This is a genomic window from Vibrio sp. 1874 (genome assembly GCF_033344395.1).
Taxonomy (GTDB): Bacteria; Pseudomonadota; Gammaproteobacteria; order Enterobacterales; family Vibrionaceae; genus Vibrio; species Vibrio alginolyticus.
On sequence record NZ_JAWPOR010000004.1, the window covers coordinates 29,967 to 49,386 of the forward strand.

The following is a 19,420-nucleotide window of genomic DNA, read 5'->3' on the forward strand; positions in this document are numbered from 1 at the left end:
GGTAACGTATGAGCTACGATTTAGACGAAGATATTCTTCAGGACTTTCTCATTGAGGCTGGGGAAATTCTCGAGCTGCTTTCTGAGCAGTTGGTTGAATTGGAAAATAACCCAGAAGACAAAGACTTACTTAATGCTATTTTCCGCGGGTTTCATACCGTAAAAGGCGGTGCCGGCTTCCTTTCATTGGCAGAGCTAGTCGATACTTGTCATGGTGCGGAGAACGTGTTCGACGTTTTACGAAACGGTCAACGCACGGTAACGCAAAACTTAATGGATACGATGCTAAAAGCCTTGGATACGGTTAATACCCAGTTCCAGGCTGTTCAAGATCGTGAGCCGTTAGAAGCTGCGGACCCTGAGCTTCTTGAAGAACTTCATCGTCTATGCAAACCTGAGTCAGAAGATGAAGTAGCGGCAACCGTAGTTGAAGAACCAGTGGCTACTCCAGAGCCTATTATTCCCGAGCCTATCATCGAAGAACCTGCTGCGCCGTCAGCACCATCAAGTGTCGGCTCTGTTGATGAAATTACCCAAGACGAATTCGAAAAGCTACTTGATGAGCTTCATGGTAAAGGTTCAGCGCCAGGCACCTCAATGTCTGCGACACCTACAACGCCATCTGAACCGCCTCAATCGAGTGCGCCATCAGTTGAAAGTGGTGATATCACTGATGATGAGTTTGAACGTTTACTCGATGAACTGCACGGTGTAGGAAAAAGCCCTTCTACGGCAGAGGCTGCTGCATCTGTACCAGTAGAGCCACCTAAAGCGGCAGAGCCTTCCGCTCCAGTGTCATCTTCATCAAATCAAGACAGTGACTTAATGACGGACGAAGAGTTCGAAAAGTTACTCGATGAGCTACATGGTTCAGGTAAAGGTCCAACGCTAGAAGAATTGGATATGGCAACGAAGCCAGCTTCAGCAAACGTAGAGCAAATCCCTGCGAAACCTGAGCTTGTTGCTAAGCCAGCACCGGTTCAAGCAGCGCCAGCACCAAAGCCAGAATCTAAACCAGTCGCGGTAAAAGAAGAAGCCAAAGCACCAGCGGTTAAAAAACCTCAGGCTGAAGCAACCGTTCGTGTTGATACCTCGACGCTTGATACCATCATGAACATGGTGGGTGAGCTCGTATTGGTTCGAAACCGCCTATTAAGCCTTGGTTTGAATAGCGACAACGAAGAGATGTCCAAAGCGGTCGCTAACCTTGATGTGGTAACTGCGGATCTACAAGGCGCGGTAATGAAAACGCGTATGCAGCCAATTAAGAAAGTGTTTGGCCGTTTCCCACGCGTTGTCCGTGACTTGGCTCGTAACCTAAATAAAGACATCGTGCTAGAAATGCGCGGTGAAGAAACCGATCTCGATAAAAACCTTGTAGAAGCATTGGCCGATCCGTTGATTCACTTGGTGCGTAACTCGGTTGATCACGGTATTGAAATGCCAGAGGCACGCGCGAAGGCCGGCAAATCACGCACAGGTAAAGTGATTTTGTCAGCATCGCAAGAAGGGGACCATATTGAACTATCCATCGTAGATGATGGTGGCGGTATGGACCCGAACAAACTGCGTGGCATCGCGGTGAAGCGTGGCATGATGGATGAAGATGCGGCGGCACGTTTAACAGATAAAGAGTGCTTCAACCTTATCTTCGCACCTGGCTTCTCAAGTAAAGATAAAATTTCTGACATCTCTGGTCGTGGTGTGGGTATGGACGTGGTTAAGACGGCGATCAATACCTTAAACGGTTCAATCGATATCGATTCTGAGCTAGGCAAGGGCACTAAGATTACGATCAAAGTACCACTAACGTTAGCGATTTTACCGACTCTGATGGTTGGTGTTGGCGGTCATCCTTTTGCTCTACCACTGGCTTCGGTGAGTGAAATTTTCCACTTGGATCTTAGTCGTACAAACGTGGTAGATGGTCAGCTGACGATTATTGTGCGTGAGAAATCTATCCCACTATTTTACTTACAAAACTGGTTGGCATCCAAATCGCAAAACGTCCAAGAGCGTACTGGTCACGGTCACGTGGTGATTGTACAGATTGGTAACCAGCGCGTTGGTTTTGTTGTGGATACGCTTATTGGTCAAGAAGAAGTGGTTATTAAGCCACTCGATAATCTATTACAGGGCACTCCAGGTATGGCTGGTGCGACAATTACTAGCGATGGCCATATTGCATTAATTCTAGATGTGCCTGATTTACTTAAGCGATATGCTGCGGCTTCACGCCTTTAAGCAAAGCTGACGTTATTAAAAGGAATAAGATGGCGATTAAAGTACTAGTCGTTGATGATTCGAGTTTTTTCCGACGTCGCGTGAGCGAAATCATCAACTCAGAATCGCGCCTAGAAGTGATTGACGTTGCGGTAAATGGTAGAGAGGCGGTTGAGAAAGCCAAATCTCTCAAACCTGACGTCATCACGATGGATATTGAAATGCCAGTGATGGATGGCATTACAGCTGTACGTGAAATTATGGCCGCTGCTCCAACGCCAATTCTAATGTTTTCGTCCCTGACCCACGACGGGGCGAAAGCTACGCTTGATGCGCTAGATGCGGGCGCATTGGACTTCTTACCGAAAAAGTTTGAGGACATTGCGCGTAACCGTGAAGAAGCGGTGTCATTACTTCAACAGCGTGTGATTCAGATTGCCTCGAAGCGCGCTTTCATGCGTCGACCTATCGCTCGCCCAACAGCGAGTACCAGCACGACTACTCGACCATTAGGTTCAAGAACGGCTTCACCTGTGACTCCAACACCAACTCGACCTGCTGCGACAAAGTACCGTGCTTCTGGTAAGAAGTATCAACTGACGGCAATTGGCACATCAACAGGTGGCCCCGTTGCTCTACAAAAAATTCTGACGCGTTTGCCGATGAACTATCCGCATCCGATTGTATTGATTCAACACATGCCAGCAACATTTACTGCTGCGTTTGCCAGTCGTTTGAACACCTTGTGTAAGATTCAAGTGAAAGAAGCACAAGATGGCGATGTGTTACAGCCCGGTGTGGCATACCTTGCACCAGGTGGGAAACAAATGATGGTGGATGGACGAGCGGGCGCTGCTCGTCTTCGCATTATTGATGGCGGCGACCGCATGAACTACAAACCATGTGTGGATGTGACTTTTGGTTCTGCCGCAAAAGTATATGGCGACAAAGTGCTCTCTTTAGTGTTGACAGGCATGGGTGCAGACGGTCGTGAGGGCGCTCGCATGTTGAAGTCTTCAGGCTCAACTATTTGGGCACAAGATGAAGAAAGTTGTGTTGTTTATGGCATGCCCCAAGCGGTTGCTAAAGCAGGCATTTCTTCAGAAGATTTACCGCTTGACCGCATTGCTGAACGCATGTTGGTGGAAGTTGGCCTAGCTTAGGATTCATCATGATTGTTTGGAGTGTAGCTAACCAGAAAGGAGGCGTGGGTAAAACCACCTCAACAGTGACATTGGCGGGCTTATTGAGCCAGAAAGGCCATCGAGTATTGATGGTTGATACTGATCCTCACGCCTCACTGACTACTTATCTCGGTTATGATCCTGATGCAGTAACTTCGAGCCTATTTGATTTATTCCAGTTGAAGACGTTTTCTCGTGAGACGGTTAAGCCGTTGATTTTAGAAACAGAGCTGGAAGGAATGGATATCATTCCCGCGCATATGTCCCTTGCCACGCTTGATCGCGTAATGGGTAATCGCAGTGGTATGGGATTAATCTTAAAACGGGCGCTGCAAACTGTCTCACAAGACTATGACTATGTGTTGATTGACTGTCCGCCAATCCTTGGCGTGATGATGGTGAACGCGTTGGCAGCCAGTGACCGAATTTTGATTCCTGTTCAAACAGAGTTTTTGGCGATGAAAGGTCTGGAGCGCATGATGCGTACGCTAACCATTATGCAAAAATCTCGCCCGGGCGGTTTCAAAGTGACTATCGTCCCAACCATGTACGATAAGCGCACGAAAGCGTCATTGCAGACATTGATGCAACTGAAAAAAGATTACCCAAATCAAGTGTGGACCTCAGCGGTGCCTATTGATACCAAGTTCCGCGATGCCAGTTTAAAGCACTTGCCAGCTTCGCATTTTGCATCTGGTAGCCGTGGTGTGTTTGCCTATAAACAGCTACTGATTTACCTGGAGAGGTTGGCGTTCGATGAGCAGTAATGATGTGCTGTCCAGTGAACAAGCACTTGATGACTACTTTAATGCATTACTGGATGATGAAACTGAAATAACGACTCTTGAGGAAGACCTTGACCTGTTGGCTCAAGAGGTATCATCTGCAGAGCCAGAGCCAGAGCCAGAGCCAGAGCCAGAGCCAGAGCCAGAGCCAGAGCCAGAATTACAGCTACAATACTCGGAGCCAGAAACGTACCAGTTTCAAGAAACATATCCGCCAGAGTTGGAAGCTCCAAACCTGGAAGATGTTCAAAGGCTATTAAGTCAGCTTGAAGCAAGCAACCCAGTGGCTGAGTTGGATATTGATAGTATTCTTGAACAAAATACGATTGATATTGCAGCAGAGATAAAAGCGGCTGAGCCTGAGGTACAAACCTTTAGTGAGGTGCCTGAGCTTCAGGGTGTTGAGGAAATACAGGACTGGGTGATTGATGAGCCAGTTTTTGAGGAAGCGCAACCAGAGGTGGATGAACCTCACGCAGTGATCGAACAAAGTATCAATATAGAATCGAACGTCGATACTGAACTCGAAACACAAGCAGATTCCGATATACCAACGGTCTGGGAAAGCACGAAGCGAAGTGAGGACTTCCAAGTTCTTTACTTTGATGTGAATGGTGTCACGTTTGCTGTACCTCTTGATGAGTTAGGTGGTATTCATCGCATTAGCGAGCTTAACCATTTGATAGGAAAACCCGCCTGGTATTTGGGGCTACAAACAAATCGCGAGCAGCAGTTTGATGTCGTCGATACCGCGAAATGGGTGATGGCAGATAAGCTTCGTGATGATAGCTATAAAGATAACTACCAATATGTCGTCATGCTTGGTGAGAGCATGTGGGGGTTGGCCAGTAACCAATTAATGGGGACTGAAACGCTTAATATCGACAAGGTTCGCTGGCGTGAGCAGGCGGGTAAACGCCCTTGGCTAGCGGGCATGGTAAAAGAAAAAATGTGTGCCTTAATTCATGTCCAGGCGCTCATTGACATGCTAAACGCCGGTTTAGATGTCAAATCACTGAATTAGATTTAAGTCGGGAACGACATTAACGAGGATTAACTATGTCTCAAGCTTTTGAAGTAGAAGTGAAGAAAGATGCATCGAATGACGAAGTTCTTCAGTGGGTGACGTTCCAGCTAGAAGAAGAAACGTACGGCATCAACGTAATGCAAGTTCGTGAAGTACTTCGTTATACTGAAATTGCCCCTGTTCCAGGTGCACCAGATTATGTACTTGGTATCATCAACCTACGCGGTAATGTAGTTACTGTTATCGATACACGTTCACGTTTTGGCCTGATGGAAGGCGAAGTCACTGACAACACTCGTATTATTGTGATCGAGTCTGAGCGTCAAGTGATTGGTATCTTAGTAGATAGCGTGGCAGAAGTTGTTTATCTGCGTTCTTCTGAAATTGATACGACGCCTTCAGTTGGTACCGACGAGAGTGCGAAGTTCATCCAGGGTGTGAGCAACCGTGACGGCAAGCTTCTTATCCTTGTGGATTTGAACAAGCTGCTAACAGATGACGAGTGGGACGAGATGGCTCACCTTTAATGGCTGAATGATGATGGCTGAAGAGACTCTTTTATCTGCTCCATTCCTTGCGGGTGGCGTCGCTTTTATCGTGTTAGTATTGGTTGTTTTGCAACTGCGGATTCGCTCGGGGTTACAAAAGCAGTTAGACCAACAACGATCTCAATCTCGACACGCAGATAAAGAAGTGCAAAAGTTGAGTAAGCAGTTACTCGAAGTGCGCTCGGTTGTCGTTGGTCTTGGACAAAAAGTGACGGAGCAACAAGACATTATTCAGCACTTAAACGAGAGAATTCGCGAACTCGAACACGCTGATACTGATGGTCGCTTGTACAGTCGCGCTTCTAAAATGGTACAGCTTGGCGCTGATATCAACGAGCTGATTGAAGAGTGCGAACTACCAAAAGCCGAAGCTGAGTTGATGCTTTCACTGCAGAAGAAACTGGCGGGGAAAGAGAAGATTCCACCATTAAGTGGTCAGCCATCAGATGACGCAGAATATCCAGCGCGTGGACGTCGTCGACGCTAAAGGTTATCAAGCGATAAAAAAGAGGCGTTATTACGCCTCTTTTTTTGTTTTTAGCCGCTAATGCTCTTCTTAAATACAACCCTAGATAACCTTCAGTCGATCTTGCTCTTAGCTCTGGCCTCTCAAATTCAAAATGAGCGCTTATAACTACTTATAGTTAATTTTATTAAAGTGTGATGATTAATTAACAAAAATACATGAACTTACATGTAACCTAGCCCTCTTATCCTGTTTTGTCATAACTAAGCTGTGCTAATATAGCGGCTCGTTCATTTTTTAGTTGAAGCTCTATGTTAGAAGTGTCTAACCTGACAGCAATCCGTGATGAAAGGGTTCTGTTTGAAAACCTGCAGTTTGAAATTAAGCCTGGTGAATTGGTCCAGATCGAAGGGCGTAATGGTACTGGTAAAACTACATTGCTACGGATTGTGACAGGGTTAGGTGATAGAGAAGAAGGTGTCATTAAATGGAAAGGCGAAGAGGTTGAAAAATCTCGTGATGTTTTCCATCAAGATCTGCTTTTCTTAGGACATCAAACAGGAGTGAAACGAGAGCTTACCGCATTAGAAAACTTACGTTTTTATCAATCTATTCAAAATAATCGCTCTTCAGACGAAGAAATCTTTATCGCTTTGACTCAAGTAGGATTAGCTGGTCGAGAAGATGTGCCTGTAGCACAACTTTCCGCAGGTCAGCAACGACGAGTCGCATTGGCAAGGTTATGGCTCAGTAAGCAAATTTTATGGATCTTAGATGAGCCGTTGACTGCCATTGATAAGCAAGGTGTCAAGGTGCTTGAATCTTTGTTCGCAAGTCATGCTGATAATGGCGGTATTGTTGTGTTGACGACGCATCAAGATATGTTTGCGGACAGCCCGAAACTTAGAAAAATAAAGCTGGGTGACTGATATGATTTCCTCGATGACCACCATCATTCGTCGTGAGCTCCTAATCGCATTTCGCCGTCAGGCAGACATTCTGAACCCGCTGTGGTTCTTTATTATTGTCATTACTCTCTTTCCTCTGAGTATTGGACCAGAACCTAATTTGTTAGCACGTATTGCAGCGGGCATCGTTTGGGTTGCCGCATTGCTGTCTGCCTTATTATCATTAGAGCGTCTATTTCGTGATGATTTTCAAGACGGTGCACTAGAACAAATGATGCTAATGCCGATTCCATTGCAACTTGTAGTGGTTTCAAAGGTCATAGCACATTGGTTGTTAACAGGGTTACCTCTGATTTTAATTAGCCCATTATTGGCGGTTTTACTTTCGCTCGACTTCAATACTTGGCTATCGGTTGTATTAACCTTGATGATCGGTACACCAACACTAAGTTTTATTGGCGCCATTGGTGTGGCGTTGACTGTTGGGTTGCAAAAGGGTGGCGTTCTTTTGAGTTTGCTTATTCTTCCGCTCTACATCCCAATTTTGATTTTCGCAACATCGGCAATTGATGCTGCCGCACTCGGTATGGCGTATAACGGTCAACTAGCGATTTTAGGTGCGATGCTAATGGGGGCGATGACATTAACGCCTTTTGCCATCAGTGCCGCATTACGAGTTAGTGTCAACTAACTCAATAAAGTGCCAATGAAGCGGCGCTTGATCAAAGAATTATTATTAAAGCACTGCTACGGTCTCAACCCTTTAGACAGTGTCCCTGAAGTAAGAGTGAGAACAAAACATGTGGAAATGGCTACATCCTTATGCCAAGCCAGAAGCAGCTTATCGTTTGAGTGGTAAGTTTCTGCCTTGGTTTTCTGTATTGGCCCTCGTATGCTTATCGGTTGGTACGGTTTGGGGGCTTGCATTTGCGCCTTCAGATTACCAACAAGGTGACAGTTTCCGAATCATCTACATTCATGTCCCATCAGCTATTTGGTCTATGGGCGTTTATATGTCGATGGCGATCGCTGCATTTATTGGCCTAGTATGGCAAGTTCGCCTATCTGATATGGCGGCACTTGCGATGGCTCCGATTGGTGCAGTATTTACTTTTATTGCTCTACTTACAGGTGCTGTTTGGGGCAAGCCTATGTGGGGCACTTGGTGGGTATGGGATGCCCGTCTTACATCTGAATTGATTCTTCTATTTCTCTACCTTGGTGTGATTGCGCTTTACCATGCGTTTGACGATCAAAAAACCGCCGCAAAAGCTGCTGGTATTTTAGCGATCGTAGGCGTAGTAAACCTACCTATCATTCACTTTTCCGTGGAATGGTGGAACACGCTTCATCAAGGTGCGACGATCACGAAATTTGAACAACCTTCTATTTCATCCGACATGCTTTGGCCGTTATTGCTGAACATCTTTGGCTTTGCGTTCTTCTTTGGTGCCGTGACGATGGTCCGTTTTCGTAACGAAATCATCAGTAAAGAAAGTCACCGCCCTTGGGTGCGCAAACTCGCAACAGAACAAACTCAGTGAGGTAACTGATTATGCATTTTGAATCTCTGAGCGACTTTTTTGCCATGGGTGGCTACGCATCATACGTATGGAGTGCGTTTGGTATTACTTTCTTATCCATGCTGATTCTTCTGATCACTAGCCTTCGCCGCGGTGATGCATTATTGAAAGAAGTGAAAGCAAAAATTGACCGTCAAGCTCGTATCGACGCAGCGAAGAACATGGAGAACACCTTATGAACCCGAGACGTAAAAAGAGGCTAGGTATTGTACTAGCGATCTTTATCGGTATTAGTGCCACCATTGGTTTGATACTTTATGCGCTTAATCAAAATATGGACCTTTTCTACACTCCAACGGAATTGGTTAATGGTAAGCCAGATGGCACCAAGCCAGAAGTAGGCCAGCGTCTGCGTATCGGTGGAATGGTGGTTGTGGGCTCAGTTCGTCGAGATCCTAATTCTTTGAAAGTGAGTTTTGACCTGCACGATGTCGGTCCGAAAGTGACGATTACCTATGACGGTATTCTTCCTGACTTGTTCCGTGAAGGGCAGGGTATTGTTGCTCAAGGTGTACTGAAAGATGCCACGACAGTTGAGGCATTTGAGGTCCTAGCGAAGCACGATGAAGAATACATGCCACCAGAAATTGCAGAAGCGATGAAGAAAACGCATGAACCGCTTCAATACAGCACCGAACAGAAACAAGGAAGCGGCCAATGATTGCTGAAATCGGTCACTTTGCTCTCATTCTTTCGCTTGCAATGGCAGTGCTGTTGAGCGTATTGCCATTGTGGGGAGCATCGAATAATAACACCATGCTAATGAACACAGCGCGACCGCTATCTTGGTCTATGTTCCTGATGCTGTTGTTCTCTTTCGCCATTTTATGTTGGGGATTTTATACCAACGACTTCACGTTACAGTATGTAGCGAGCAACTCGAATAGTCAGCTTCCTTGGTACTACCGTTTAACCGCAGTATGGGGTGCACACGAAGGTTCACTGTTGCTATGGGTTTTAATCCAAGCTGCTTGGACTGTCGCTGTAGCGACGTTTAGTCGTGGTATGCCGCAAGAGTCGGTTGCACGTGTACTTGCTGTTATGGGCATGATCTCAGTGGGTTTCCTACTGTTTATCATCTTAACGTCAAATCCATTCCTACGTACGTTACCGTTCTTCCCGGTTGACGGACGTGACTTGAACCCTCTGCTTCAAGACCCTGGTTTGATTGTTCACCCGCCAATGCTTTACATGGGCTATGTTGGTTTCTCGGTTGCGTTCTCTTTTGCGATCGCATCCCTAATGACCGGACGCCTTGATACGGCTTGGGCTCGTTGGTCTCGTCCTTGGACAACCGCTGCATGGGTATTTTTAACACTTGGTATCGCACTAGGTTCTTGGTGGGCTTACTACGAACTTGGCTGGGGTGGCTGGTGGTTCTGGGACCCAGTAGAAAACGCATCATTCATGCCTTGGTTAGCGGGTACCGCATTAATGCACTCTCTTGCCGTGACAGAAAAACGCGGCACATTTAAAGCGTGGACGGTACTATTGGCAATCTCTGCATTTTCGTTGAGTTTGTTGGGCACCTTCTTAGTCCGTTCCGGTATTTTAGTATCGGTGCACGCGTTCGCGTCTGACCCGTCGCGCGGTATGTTTATTCTAGGCTTCCTCGTTTTCGTTATCGGTGGCTCTTTATTGCTGTTTGCCGTAAAAGGGGCAGCAGTGCGTGTACGAGGTAACTTCGACTTAGTCTCACGTGAAAATGCGCTCTTAGCCAACAACGTATTACTTATCGCAGCACTTGTTGTGGTGTTAGTGGGGACACTGTTGCCGCTCGTACACAAGCAGCTTGGTTTGGGGTCGGTCTCTATCGGTGCGCCATTCTTTGACATGCTATTTGCGTGGTTAATGATGCCATTTGCTTTCCTGCTTGGTATTGGTCCTCTTATTCGTTGGAAGCGAGACAATTTGTCTAAACTTGTGAAGCCAATGCTCGTTTCAGGTGTGCTTGCTTTCGCCTTGGCCGCGCTATGCGTGTACCTGTTTGCCGATTTCTTCTCAACCATGGCTTACATTGGTTGGGTGATGGCGATTTGGATTATTGCGATGCATGGCTTTGAACTGTACGAGCGCGCAACGCACCGTCATAGCTTTAGTGAAGGTGTTCGCAAGCTGCAACGTAGCCACTGGGCAATGATGTTGGGTCATGTTGGTCTGGCGGTATCTGTTATCGGTATTGCGATGGTACAGAACTACAGCATCGAGCGTGATGTACGTTTAGCACCTGGCGAACACTTCCAAATTCAAGGCTATGATTTCTACTTCTCAGGCTTGCGTGATAAAGATGGTCCAAACTACGATGGCTACATCGCAGACTTTGAGATCACACATGATGGCAAATACGTGAATACGCTTCACGCAGAGAAGCGCTTCTACCGTACGGCTAAGTCTATGATGACTGAAGCAGCCATTGACCGTGGTATTAGCCGCGACCTATACATTGCAATGGGTGAACGTTTAGACGACAACCGATCTTGGGCTGTTCGTATTTACTATAAACCGTTCGTTCGTTGGATTTGGGCTGGCTCTTTGATTATGGCATTAGGCGGCGCACTAGCGATTTCTGATAAACGCTACCGCTTCCGTAAATCGCCGAAGAAAAATGCGAAGTCAAAAGAGCAGGAGGCATAACATGAATAAGAAAATCTTATTTATTCCGCTTGTCGCTTTCATGATTCTAGCGGGCATTTTCGCAACCCAATTAATGCGTAACCAAGAGGGCGATGATCCAACTAAATTGGAGTCGGTTTTGGTTGGCAAGCCAGTTCCTGAGTTTCATTTAGAAGACCTGGCTGAGCCTGGAAAACAGTACGACCAATCAATTTTTAAAGGTGAACCGTTGCTCTTGAACGTTTGGGCAACGTGGTGCCCAACGTGTTATGCAGAGCATAAATACCTAAACGAATTGGCGGGTAAGGGCGTTAAGATCATCGGTATGAATTACAAAGATGATCGTAATAAAGCAATAGGTTGGCTGAATGATCTCGGCAACCCGTACTTGATCAGCCTATTTGATGGCAGTGGTATGCTTGGCCTTGACCTTGGCGTTTATGGTGCTCCAGAAACATTCATTATTGATGCAAATGGTGTGATTCGCTATCGCCATGTAGGGGATGTAAACCCACGTAATTGGTCAGAAACACTGGAGCCGCTTTACAACAAATTGGTTGAGGAGGCGAAGCAATGAGAAAGCTAATTCTTGCCGTTTTTGCTGCGATGACATTATCTCTTGCTGCTCATGCGGCCATTGAAGTGTACGAGTTTGATAATTTGGAACAAGAACAGCAGTTCAAAGAGTTAAGCCATACGCTCCGTTGCCCTAAATGTCAGAACAACACGATCTCGGATTCTAACGCTGAACTTGCTCAGGACTTACGCCATAAGGTGTACGAAATGACCAAAGAAGGTAAGTCCAAAGATGAGATCGTTGATTACATGATCGCCCGTTACGGTAACTTCGTGACTTACAACCCACCATTTACGGTCGCGACTGCGATTTTGTGGCTAGGGCCACTCGCTGTAGTACTGGGTGGTTTTGGTTTGATTGTACTGTGTAGCCGTAAATCTAAAGTTAAGGCAAAAGCGAGCAGTGACGAGCAATGGGATGAGCAAAAAGAAGCTCGTTTAAAAGCATTGCTTGAAGAAGAGAACAACGGAGATAAGAAGTAATGACACTATTTTGGATTTCCACCGTTGCTCTCACGCTTATTGCTTGTGCGCTGGTGGCTTTGCCGCTGCTTAAACAAAAAGCGAACAATGATGATGTGTTACGCGATGAGCTCAACAAGGCATTTTATAAAGACCGACTATCTGAGCTTGCAGAAGAAACTGACGAAGGTCTGGTTGAAAGTGAAGACGAACTGATTTCTGATCTAAAGCAATCACTGCTTGACGATATCCCTGGTGATAAAGCGCAAAAAGAAACCAAGGTTTCTCCAATCGCGGTTTTAGTTCCATCGGTAATTCTGACGGTGGTGCTGAGCTATGGTTTGTATTATAAATTTGGCGCGTCAGACGATATTGTTCAATGGCAAGAAGTGTCTGCAAATCTACCTGAGTTATCGAAAAAGCTGATGTCGGCTTCTTCTGAGCCGCTGAGTGACGATGAAATGGCGGATTTGACCCTAGCCCTTCGAACTCGCTTACATTATCAGCCGGAAGACTCGACAGGTTGGTTACTGCTAGGTCGTATTGCGTTAGCAAATCGTGATGTCACCACAGCTATCGATGCGATGGAAAAATCGTACCGCCTAGAGCCAAAAGACCCAGATGTGATGTTGGGTTATGCACAAGCTCTGATGCTGTCTCAAGAGGAAATGGATCAAGCGACGGCTCGCTCATTACTCGGCAAGCTGATGCAGCAAGACTATGTCGATCTGCGTGTGTTTTCTTTGTTAGCGTTCGATGCGTTTGAGCGTCAAGACTTCCCGGCAGCCATCAAGTACTGGGGAATCATGCAGCAAATGATTGGTCCAGAAGATAGCCGCTACGAGATGTTGTCACGCAGTATTGAGAGTGCTCGTAAGCAAATGGGCGAAGCGGTTTCACCGGATAAGAGTGTAGCTGTGACAATTAATGTGGCACCAAATGCTCAGTTGGATCCAAACGCAGTTCTGATTGTGTCAGTACATCGTTCAGATGGCTCCCCGATGCCTGTGGCTGCTGCTCGTTATCCGCTAGGTACTTTCCCTCGCACAGTCGTATTAGATGATGGCAATGCCATGATGCAAGGGCAAAAGTTATCTTCACTCGATAAGCTAATCGTCCGTGTGCGTGTAGATTCTGACGGTAACGTAGCAACGCGTGATCAAGATTGGCACGGAGAAAGTGACGTCGTTGAATTTGGCGCACCAGTAGAAGTGACCATTGATCAGCAGTATTAATTGTTAACATCTGTCTCTGAAACATGACAACGAGGTAGAGTCAGTTGCCTTTAGTGGTATGACTCTAAACGATCGAGTAGAATACCGAAGGCCAGCGATTGCTGGCCTTTATTTATTCCCATATCTGAGTCATCTTTACTATGTATCCTGCTCAACATACGTACAATGGTTAATCGGGGTGACTTAGGTACATTAATAGTCGTTATGGAAAATAAAATGTATAACAAGGGTAAATCTACCTTCTTGTTGCTGTTAGCCGTTGGACTGGTTGGCTGTTCAAGTGCGCCTGATGAAGCAGTAACAGGACAAGAAACAAATCAAACGACTTCTGATGTGTATGACCCGTTGGAAGGCTTTAACCGAACCATGTGGGAACTCAACTACGAATATTTAGATCCGTATTTGGTTCGTCCTGTATCACTTGCGTATGTAGAATACACGCCAGTTCCTATTCGTTCTGGTATCGCTAACTTCTTATCGAACTTAGATGAGCCAGCAAGCATGGTTAATAACTTAATCATGGGTAATGGTACGAAAGCCGTGGACCACTTTAACCGTTTTTGGATTAACTCGACGTTCGGTATTTTCGGTTTATTCGATATTGCAAGTGCCGCGGGTATTACGAAGTACGACGAGAAAGCGTTCAGTGATGCGGTAGGCTACTATGGTGTTGGAAATGGTCCTTACTTCATGGTTCCAGGTTATGGTCCGTATACCTTACGTGAAGTGACAGATACCGTAGATAGTACGTATTTACCCCTCTCTTATCTCAACTTCTGGGCGAGTTTGGGTAAGTGGGCGTTTGAAGGAATGGAGAAGCGTGCTTTATTAGTACCGCAAGAAGCGCAGCTAGACTCGTCGCCGGATCCATATATTCTAACTCGCGATGTTTATATCCAGCGTCAAAACTTTAAAGCAGAAGTTGAAACGGTAGAAGAAGTTAACATCGAAGAAGAAGAGTATTTAGACGAATACCTAGAAGACTTTTAAGCGTTGTTCTTCACAATAGAGAAATGAAAAAAGGCTTAGCTGATGCTAAGCCTTTTTTGTATTTTGCAGCTTGGTTAGAAACGGTAGTTTACTTGAACACCGATTAGCCAAACATTACCCGTAGTTTCGCCTACGAATTGGCCACCGACTTGTTCTGCAGTGTCGTCTGACTTGTAACCACGAGACTCAACGATTGGTGCGTCTTTCGCAAAAATATAGGTGAAGCCAGCGTCTAGGCTGAAGTCTTTCGTCCAATCGTACGTTGCGCCAATACTTAGCCAAGTGCGGTCAGTTTCTGGAATAGTGATCGTACGGTTTTTGTCGCTTACCGCTGAAGTATCGTATGCAATACCAGTGCGTAGCGCTAGCTTAGGATCAAGCTGGTAAGTAGCACCAACAGCAAAGCGATAGTTGTCTTCCCAGTTTTCTACTTTAACCATATGCGTGCCAGCAGTATTTAGACGTGCTTCCAATTTCTCGAAAGAGCTCCAATCCGTCCAGTTAACGCTTGCGTGTAACGCAAGTTGGTCTGTTACTTGGTGGAAGCTTGCCAATTCAGCCGTTGCAGGCAGGTTTAGATACATGTAGCCGTTGTCGCGTTCAGAAGTACCGAAGCCAAAACCAAGACCTTCAGCATGGCCTTCAAGCTTCAGTTCAACTTCAGATTTGTACGCGAAGCCGATACGGTTATTTTCATTGATCTGCCATGCTGTACCAACTTGCCAGCCCCAAGCGGTATCGTCACCTTCCATGTATTTTAGAGCGGTACCTTGAGGAACACTGATTGGTTGATTAGTTTCAGGATTTAACCCTACAACGTTATTCTTAGGAGCTGCTGCGCCAAAGCTGCCTTCGCCGATGATGTAACGGATACCACCACCAACGCTGATCGATTCATTGACTTTGTAAGCTGCGTTTAAGTTCGCTTCCATTGTCGTTACGCTTGCTTCGTTACCGAAGTGCGATGCACCAAAGCCTTTACCTAAATCGGTTTCCATGCCGTAGTTGGTGCCAAATGCCAAACCAATCGCGAATTTCTCATTATATTGGTGTGATAGGTAGAAGTTTGGAATGATTGCATCATGTGCGAAGTCATCTGAAGATGCAGAAGAAGTGCTACCGTGGAAGTTTACATCACCTTCAATATCAATATTTGGGTTCACATAGATTGCACCAACGGACACTTGAGTGCCTTCCAAATAAGTTAGCATTGCTGGGTTACGCCATTGTGCACTTGCGTTGTCAGCCATTGCTGCTTCACCAGCATATGCTCGACCTAGGCCTGTTGCAGAATATTCAGCAAGTTGGAAACCTGCTGCGTTAGCCATGCCCGTTGTGCCAAGTAGGCTTAATGCCACTGCTGTTGATAGAAGAGTCTTGTTGGTTTTCATTCGAATGTTCGCTGATTTGTTTATAACGTGGGACGAAAGTTTAAAGGTAGAGTTTTTACTTTAGAAATGAAAATCCAGCGTAAGTGGTCATTTGGAATATTATCCTTTCAAATGTTATTTGTGTGGTTTAATAATCTAACTGTGAAAGGCTTGTAAACGGAATTCAGCGAACAGCTGTGCGTCCTAATTGTGAGATTTAGATACACGTGTTCACTCAAATTGAGTGGGCAATAAATCGCAGATATGAAAAAAGGCTGGAAATCCAGCCTTTTATATAAAGTATTTTTCTACTAACTAACAGCGAAGCGTTTAGAAGCTACGGCTGTATTGTAAGCCGAATAGAATTGCATCAGCATGAGTTGTTGCTGTTACACCGGTAGAAAGACCAGGAGCTAATTGAGTATTCTCATTAACTTTTACATCTTCACCTAACAAGTACGTGAAGCCAAAATCGATGTTTGAGCTAATATCAATATGGTAAGAGAAACCTGTGGAGAACCACTGGCGATCCGAGTCTGGTACCGAGATAGACGTTACTTTATCTTGAGCGCTTGTGTCGTACATGTAACCAGCACGAAGTGTCCAGTTGTTGTTTAGGTAGTAAGTACCACCAATTGCGTAGTGCCAGCCATCTTGCCATTGATAGTCTTTCGAGTAACCACCTTTAAGTAAACCCTGATTTAGGTTCTCAAAATCAATTTGGTCGAAATCTTTCCAGCCGATGTATTGGATGCTGTAGTGTACAGCAAATTTAGTGTCTTGGATTTTGTGGAAACCGGAAAACTCGGCCATATCTGGTAGAGGTAGCGTGATTTCCTGACCTTTGTCGTCTTTCGCCGTAAATTCAGGGCTGTAACGATACGCTAGACCAAAACGGTTGTTTTCATCTAGTTCGTACACAGTACCAACGTTAAAACCAACAGCCCAACCATCAGCTTTATCTACGTCCAGAATTTTTTGACCGCCAACCCCTGGGACTGAAGAGCTAGTTGTACGCTTCATTGTGCCTTGGCCGTAGATTAAATCTAAACCAGCACCAAAGCTCAATTGTTCGTTTAAACGGTAAGAACCCGCCAATCCAAAGTTGAAGCTTTTTACATCCGTAAGACCACCGTACTCGGTTGCGGTGTAGTTATCTGAAAATTCAGTTTTAGTGCCGAAATTAGAGTATGCGTTTACGCCCCATGCAAACTTGTCATTTACTGGAACGATTAGGTGAATGTTTGGAGCTATTGACGTATCACCCACATCATCAGTGTCAGCAACATTTACAGTACTGGAGCCCAAAGGAGTATTAACGTTATATTTCGCATCTTTCACTTCAATCATTGAAGTAATGCTTTCGAAACCTAGCGACAGTTCCATTTTATCAAACAGAGCCATTGCTGCTGGGTTACGAGCCATTACCGCGGCGTTATCTGCGATTACCGCGTCACCAGCAAATGCACGGCCGATGCCAGTTGCTGATTGAGCGTTGATTTGGAAACCCGCTGCCATCGATTGACCTGAGGCAAAAGCTACCGTTACTGCTAGGAGAGTCTTTTTAAACAGACGCGTGTTCTGAGTCATTTGTTTTTCCTTATTAGATTCGTCTCTTTGGACGATAAATTGAGCTTTTGCTCAGTGGCGCAGATAGTAGTATCAATAATTGCTTGGACAAATCCGACCATTGGATAAAATTGAATAAAAATTGCAGAAATGATGTCTAAAAGACGGGAAATTGCACTTAAAATGCATAATTTAGAGTTTAAGCTCTAAATGCTATAGCGGTGGTGAATGTTTTGTGTTCTATTTATACAAAAATGCCGCTAAATAAGATCATTTAGCGGCATTTAACCTTTTGAAAGCTGGAAATCGTCGAAGTTGTTACATCGGCTTAATCATTGATGCAAGAGTCGTAGCGAGCGCATCAATATTTTCACCTTCTTCCCCGACTAAAATCAGGCTTGAACTCCCGACAGGCTGAACGATTCCGGTCATGCCATCCTTATTAAAGTCGGTACTTTGTTCGCTTGGAATACCAGTAATAAATAACGTTACTTTACCTTTTGGACCTTGGAACACCATATGCACCGCATTGGATTCACCAAAACCGCAGTGGTTTAGGTAGTAAACGTGATATGGAAAGTTTTCACTAAACTGGTAATGAAATGGTGACATTTTCGCATTAATTTGCGAGCTCGGTACATCCTCATCAAGATGACGAACAAACGGTTCTTCATGAATTACGTGTTTCATCGCGGTATCCGCTAAACTGGCTTGTGCTGGAGACACCAAAACATTTCCCCAGTTTACTTGACCAACTAATAACCCTGCGGTGAACGCAATAGAAGCGGCAAGTGCCATTGCTTTGCGGACAAAGTTTGGTCTTACGACCTTCTCTTCATCAAGTGCACTCGACGTCTGGCTAAATAAAATCTTATCTGCGAGATCTTCGGGTACATCCACATTCATGGCTTGTTTAATTTTTACATCGAGATCCAAAACGTCATCAACAAACTTATTGTTGGCGTCGCTACCAGCTAAAGCTTGCAGAATCTCTTCATCCTTTTGTTTTGGATCCGACAAAATACGACGACGAAATTCTAAATCATCCATTTTTTTGTCCTCTCTTGGTATCTTGAGAATCCAACATCTCTTTAAGTTGATTACGAGCGCGAAATAGTCGAGTCATCACTGTGTTTTTATTTAAATCAAGAATGTCGCCAATTTCTTCTCCACTGAAACCACCGACAACTTGGAGAAATAAAGGCTCACGGTATTCAACATCGAGCTTCATGATCTGTGCCTGCAGCCATTCTTGCTGATGATGTGAGTCATCGCTGACTTTAGCATCATTGCCGTAATCATCGATATCAACTAGATCAAATTGTTTACGTTCGAAGCGGCGCGCATTTTCTCGTCTCAATATTGTGATGAGCCAAGACTTGGCAGCTTTTTCGTCTTGGAGGCTATCGAGTGACTTCCAAGCTCTAAGACAGGTTTCCTGAACTAGATCTTCCGCGACCGCTTTATCTTTGCACAACCAATATGCGTAGCGGTACAAGTCACGATGATACCCTCGGACGAGCGCTTCGTATTTTCTTTGCTTGTCCATATCAGAGTTGACCGGACTGTTGGAATTTTTCTTTCCAAACATTTTTAATATGGCCACAGGAGCCTCCATCCTCGCTCTGTGAGTTTCTTATTTGTTCTGAGCATGACTTTACTTGCTTCATCGCTTAGCGGTTTTGGTTGCAGGATTTGTCATGCAACCCCTTTGACACAATAAGCCATGTGGTTACCTAAAAGTGTATACGCAAATGTCAGATATCATCGAACACGAATTGATATATATTGTTAACAATATCATCATTAGTAATCAATGGCTTGGATAAGTTCACTCGATGGAGCATTAAAAGGGACTTCTGATGGTGGATTCTTGAATTGT

The 19,420-nt window shown here is 45.2% G+C and carries 20 protein-coding genes; 16 read left to right on the plus strand and 4 right to left on the minus strand.

What is annotated here, in order from left to right; genetic code table 11:
• The first annotated feature begins 8 nt into the window (after positions 1-8).
• The 16 genes from R8N46_RS10035 (at position 9) to R8N46_RS10110 (ending at position 14,599) form a co-directional block, all read left to right on the plus strand.
• Positions 9-2,243: a chemotaxis protein CheA gene (locus R8N46_RS10035; RefSeq protein WP_213972415.1), complete on the plus strand. Its 2,235-nt coding sequence runs from the start codon at positions 9-11 to the stop codon at positions 2,241-2,243.
• Positions 2,244-2,272: 29 nt separating this feature from the next.
• On the plus strand, positions 2,273-3,385 hold the full coding sequence (locus tag R8N46_RS10040; protein WP_005384458.1) for a protein-glutamate methylesterase/protein-glutamine glutaminase: 1,113 nt from the start codon (positions 2,273-2,275) through the stop codon (positions 3,383-3,385).
• 8 nt (positions 3,386-3,393) lie between these two features.
• On the plus strand, positions 3,394-4,173 hold the full coding sequence (locus R8N46_RS10045) for a ParA family protein (protein ID WP_005380505.1): 780 nt from the start codon (positions 3,394-3,396) through the stop codon (positions 4,171-4,173).
• Entirely contained in the window at positions 4,163-5,215 is a 1,053-nt protein-coding gene (locus R8N46_RS10050) for a chemotaxis protein CheW (RefSeq protein ID WP_065274746.1), read from the plus strand. Before R8N46_RS10045 ends, R8N46_RS10050 begins: the two co-directional genes overlap by 11 nt.
• 35 nt (positions 5,216-5,250) lie before the next feature.
• The gene (locus tag R8N46_RS10055; RefSeq protein WP_005380507.1) at positions 5,251-5,745 is read left to right on the plus strand and encodes a chemotaxis protein CheW; all 495 of its coding nucleotides are present in this window, start codon (positions 5,251-5,253) and stop codon (positions 5,743-5,745) included.
• Positions 5,746-5,758: 13 nt separating this feature from the next.
• On the plus strand, positions 5,759-6,253 hold the full coding sequence (locus R8N46_RS10060) for a DUF2802 domain-containing protein (RefSeq protein ID WP_213972447.1): 495 nt from the start codon (positions 5,759-5,761) through the stop codon (positions 6,251-6,253).
• A 290-nt stretch (positions 6,254-6,543) separates the two neighbouring features.
• On the plus strand, positions 6,544-7,161 hold the full coding sequence (gene ccmA / locus R8N46_RS10065; protein ID WP_005380511.1) for a cytochrome c biogenesis heme-transporting ATPase CcmA: 618 nt from the start codon (positions 6,544-6,546) through the stop codon (positions 7,159-7,161).
• Position 7,162: 1 nt separating this feature from the next.
• Complete coding sequence (gene ccmB, locus R8N46_RS10070; protein WP_005380512.1) at positions 7,163-7,831, plus strand: heme exporter protein CcmB; 669 nt, start codon at positions 7,163-7,165, stop codon at positions 7,829-7,831.
• A gap of 109 nt (positions 7,832-7,940) precedes the next feature.
• The gene (locus tag R8N46_RS10075; RefSeq protein WP_005380513.1) at positions 7,941-8,684 is read left to right on the plus strand and encodes a heme ABC transporter permease; all 744 of its coding nucleotides are present in this window, start codon (positions 7,941-7,943) and stop codon (positions 8,682-8,684) included.
• A gap of 11 nt (positions 8,685-8,695) precedes the next feature.
• Positions 8,696-8,902, plus strand: coding sequence for a heme exporter protein CcmD (gene ccmD, locus R8N46_RS10080; RefSeq protein ID WP_005380515.1), 207 nt, complete (start codon positions 8,696-8,698; stop codon positions 8,900-8,902).
• Entirely contained in the window at positions 8,899-9,384 is a 486-nt protein-coding gene (ccmE, locus tag R8N46_RS10085) for a cytochrome c maturation protein CcmE (RefSeq protein ID WP_005380516.1), read from the plus strand. The genes ccmD and ccmE overlap by 4 nt, the downstream gene beginning before the upstream one ends.
• Positions 9,381-11,357 carry a heme lyase CcmF/NrfE family subunit gene (locus tag R8N46_RS10090; RefSeq protein ID WP_017635943.1) on the plus strand — a complete coding sequence of 659 codons (1,977 nt, stop codon included), beginning with the start codon at positions 9,381-9,383 and terminating at the stop codon, positions 11,355-11,357. The genes ccmE and R8N46_RS10090 overlap by 4 nt, the downstream gene beginning before the upstream one ends.
• A gap of 1 nt (position 11,358) precedes the next feature.
• Complete coding sequence (locus tag R8N46_RS10095; RefSeq protein ID WP_005380518.1) at positions 11,359-11,913, plus strand: DsbE family thiol:disulfide interchange protein; 555 nt, start codon at positions 11,359-11,361, stop codon at positions 11,911-11,913.
• Entirely contained in the window at positions 11,910-12,395 is a 486-nt protein-coding gene (locus R8N46_RS10100; RefSeq protein WP_318098464.1) for a cytochrome c-type biogenesis protein, read from the plus strand. The genes R8N46_RS10095 and R8N46_RS10100 overlap by 4 nt, the downstream gene beginning before the upstream one ends.
• Positions 12,395-13,609 carry a c-type cytochrome biogenesis protein CcmI gene (gene ccmI / locus R8N46_RS10105; protein WP_017820807.1) on the plus strand — a complete coding sequence of 405 codons (1,215 nt, stop codon included), beginning with the start codon at positions 12,395-12,397 and terminating at the stop codon, positions 13,607-13,609. The genes R8N46_RS10100 and ccmI overlap by 1 nt, the downstream gene beginning before the upstream one ends.
• Positions 13,610-13,825: 216 nt before the next feature.
• On the plus strand, positions 13,826-14,599 hold the full coding sequence (locus tag R8N46_RS10110; RefSeq protein WP_206954207.1) for a VacJ family lipoprotein: 774 nt from the start codon (positions 13,826-13,828) through the stop codon (positions 14,597-14,599).
• 74 nt (positions 14,600-14,673) lie between these two features.
• Here the strand turns inward: R8N46_RS10110 and R8N46_RS10115 are convergent, their stop codons facing one another.
• The 4 genes from R8N46_RS10115 to R8N46_RS10130 all read right to left on the minus strand — a co-directional run bounded on the left by R8N46_RS10115 (position 14,674) and on the right by R8N46_RS10130 (position 19,156).
• A complete protein-coding gene (locus R8N46_RS10115) occupies positions 14,674-15,990 on the minus strand; it encodes an outer membrane protein transport protein (protein ID WP_213972416.1) in 1,317 nt (438 codons plus the stop codon).
• Positions 15,991-16,299: 309 nt separating this feature from the next.
• Complete coding sequence (locus R8N46_RS10120; protein WP_318098463.1) at positions 16,300-17,559, minus strand: outer membrane protein transport protein; 1,260 nt, start codon at positions 17,557-17,559, stop codon at positions 16,300-16,302.
• Positions 17,560-17,856: 297 nt separating this feature from the next.
• Entirely contained in the window at positions 17,857-18,588 is a 732-nt protein-coding gene (locus R8N46_RS10125) for a DUF3379 domain-containing protein (RefSeq protein WP_025767180.1), read from the minus strand.
• Positions 18,581-19,156, minus strand: coding sequence for a sigma-70 family RNA polymerase sigma factor (locus R8N46_RS10130; RefSeq protein WP_005380528.1), 576 nt, complete (start codon positions 19,154-19,156; stop codon positions 18,581-18,583). The genes R8N46_RS10125 and R8N46_RS10130 overlap by 8 nt, the downstream gene beginning before the upstream one ends.
• Positions 19,157-19,420: the final 264 nt, after the last annotated feature.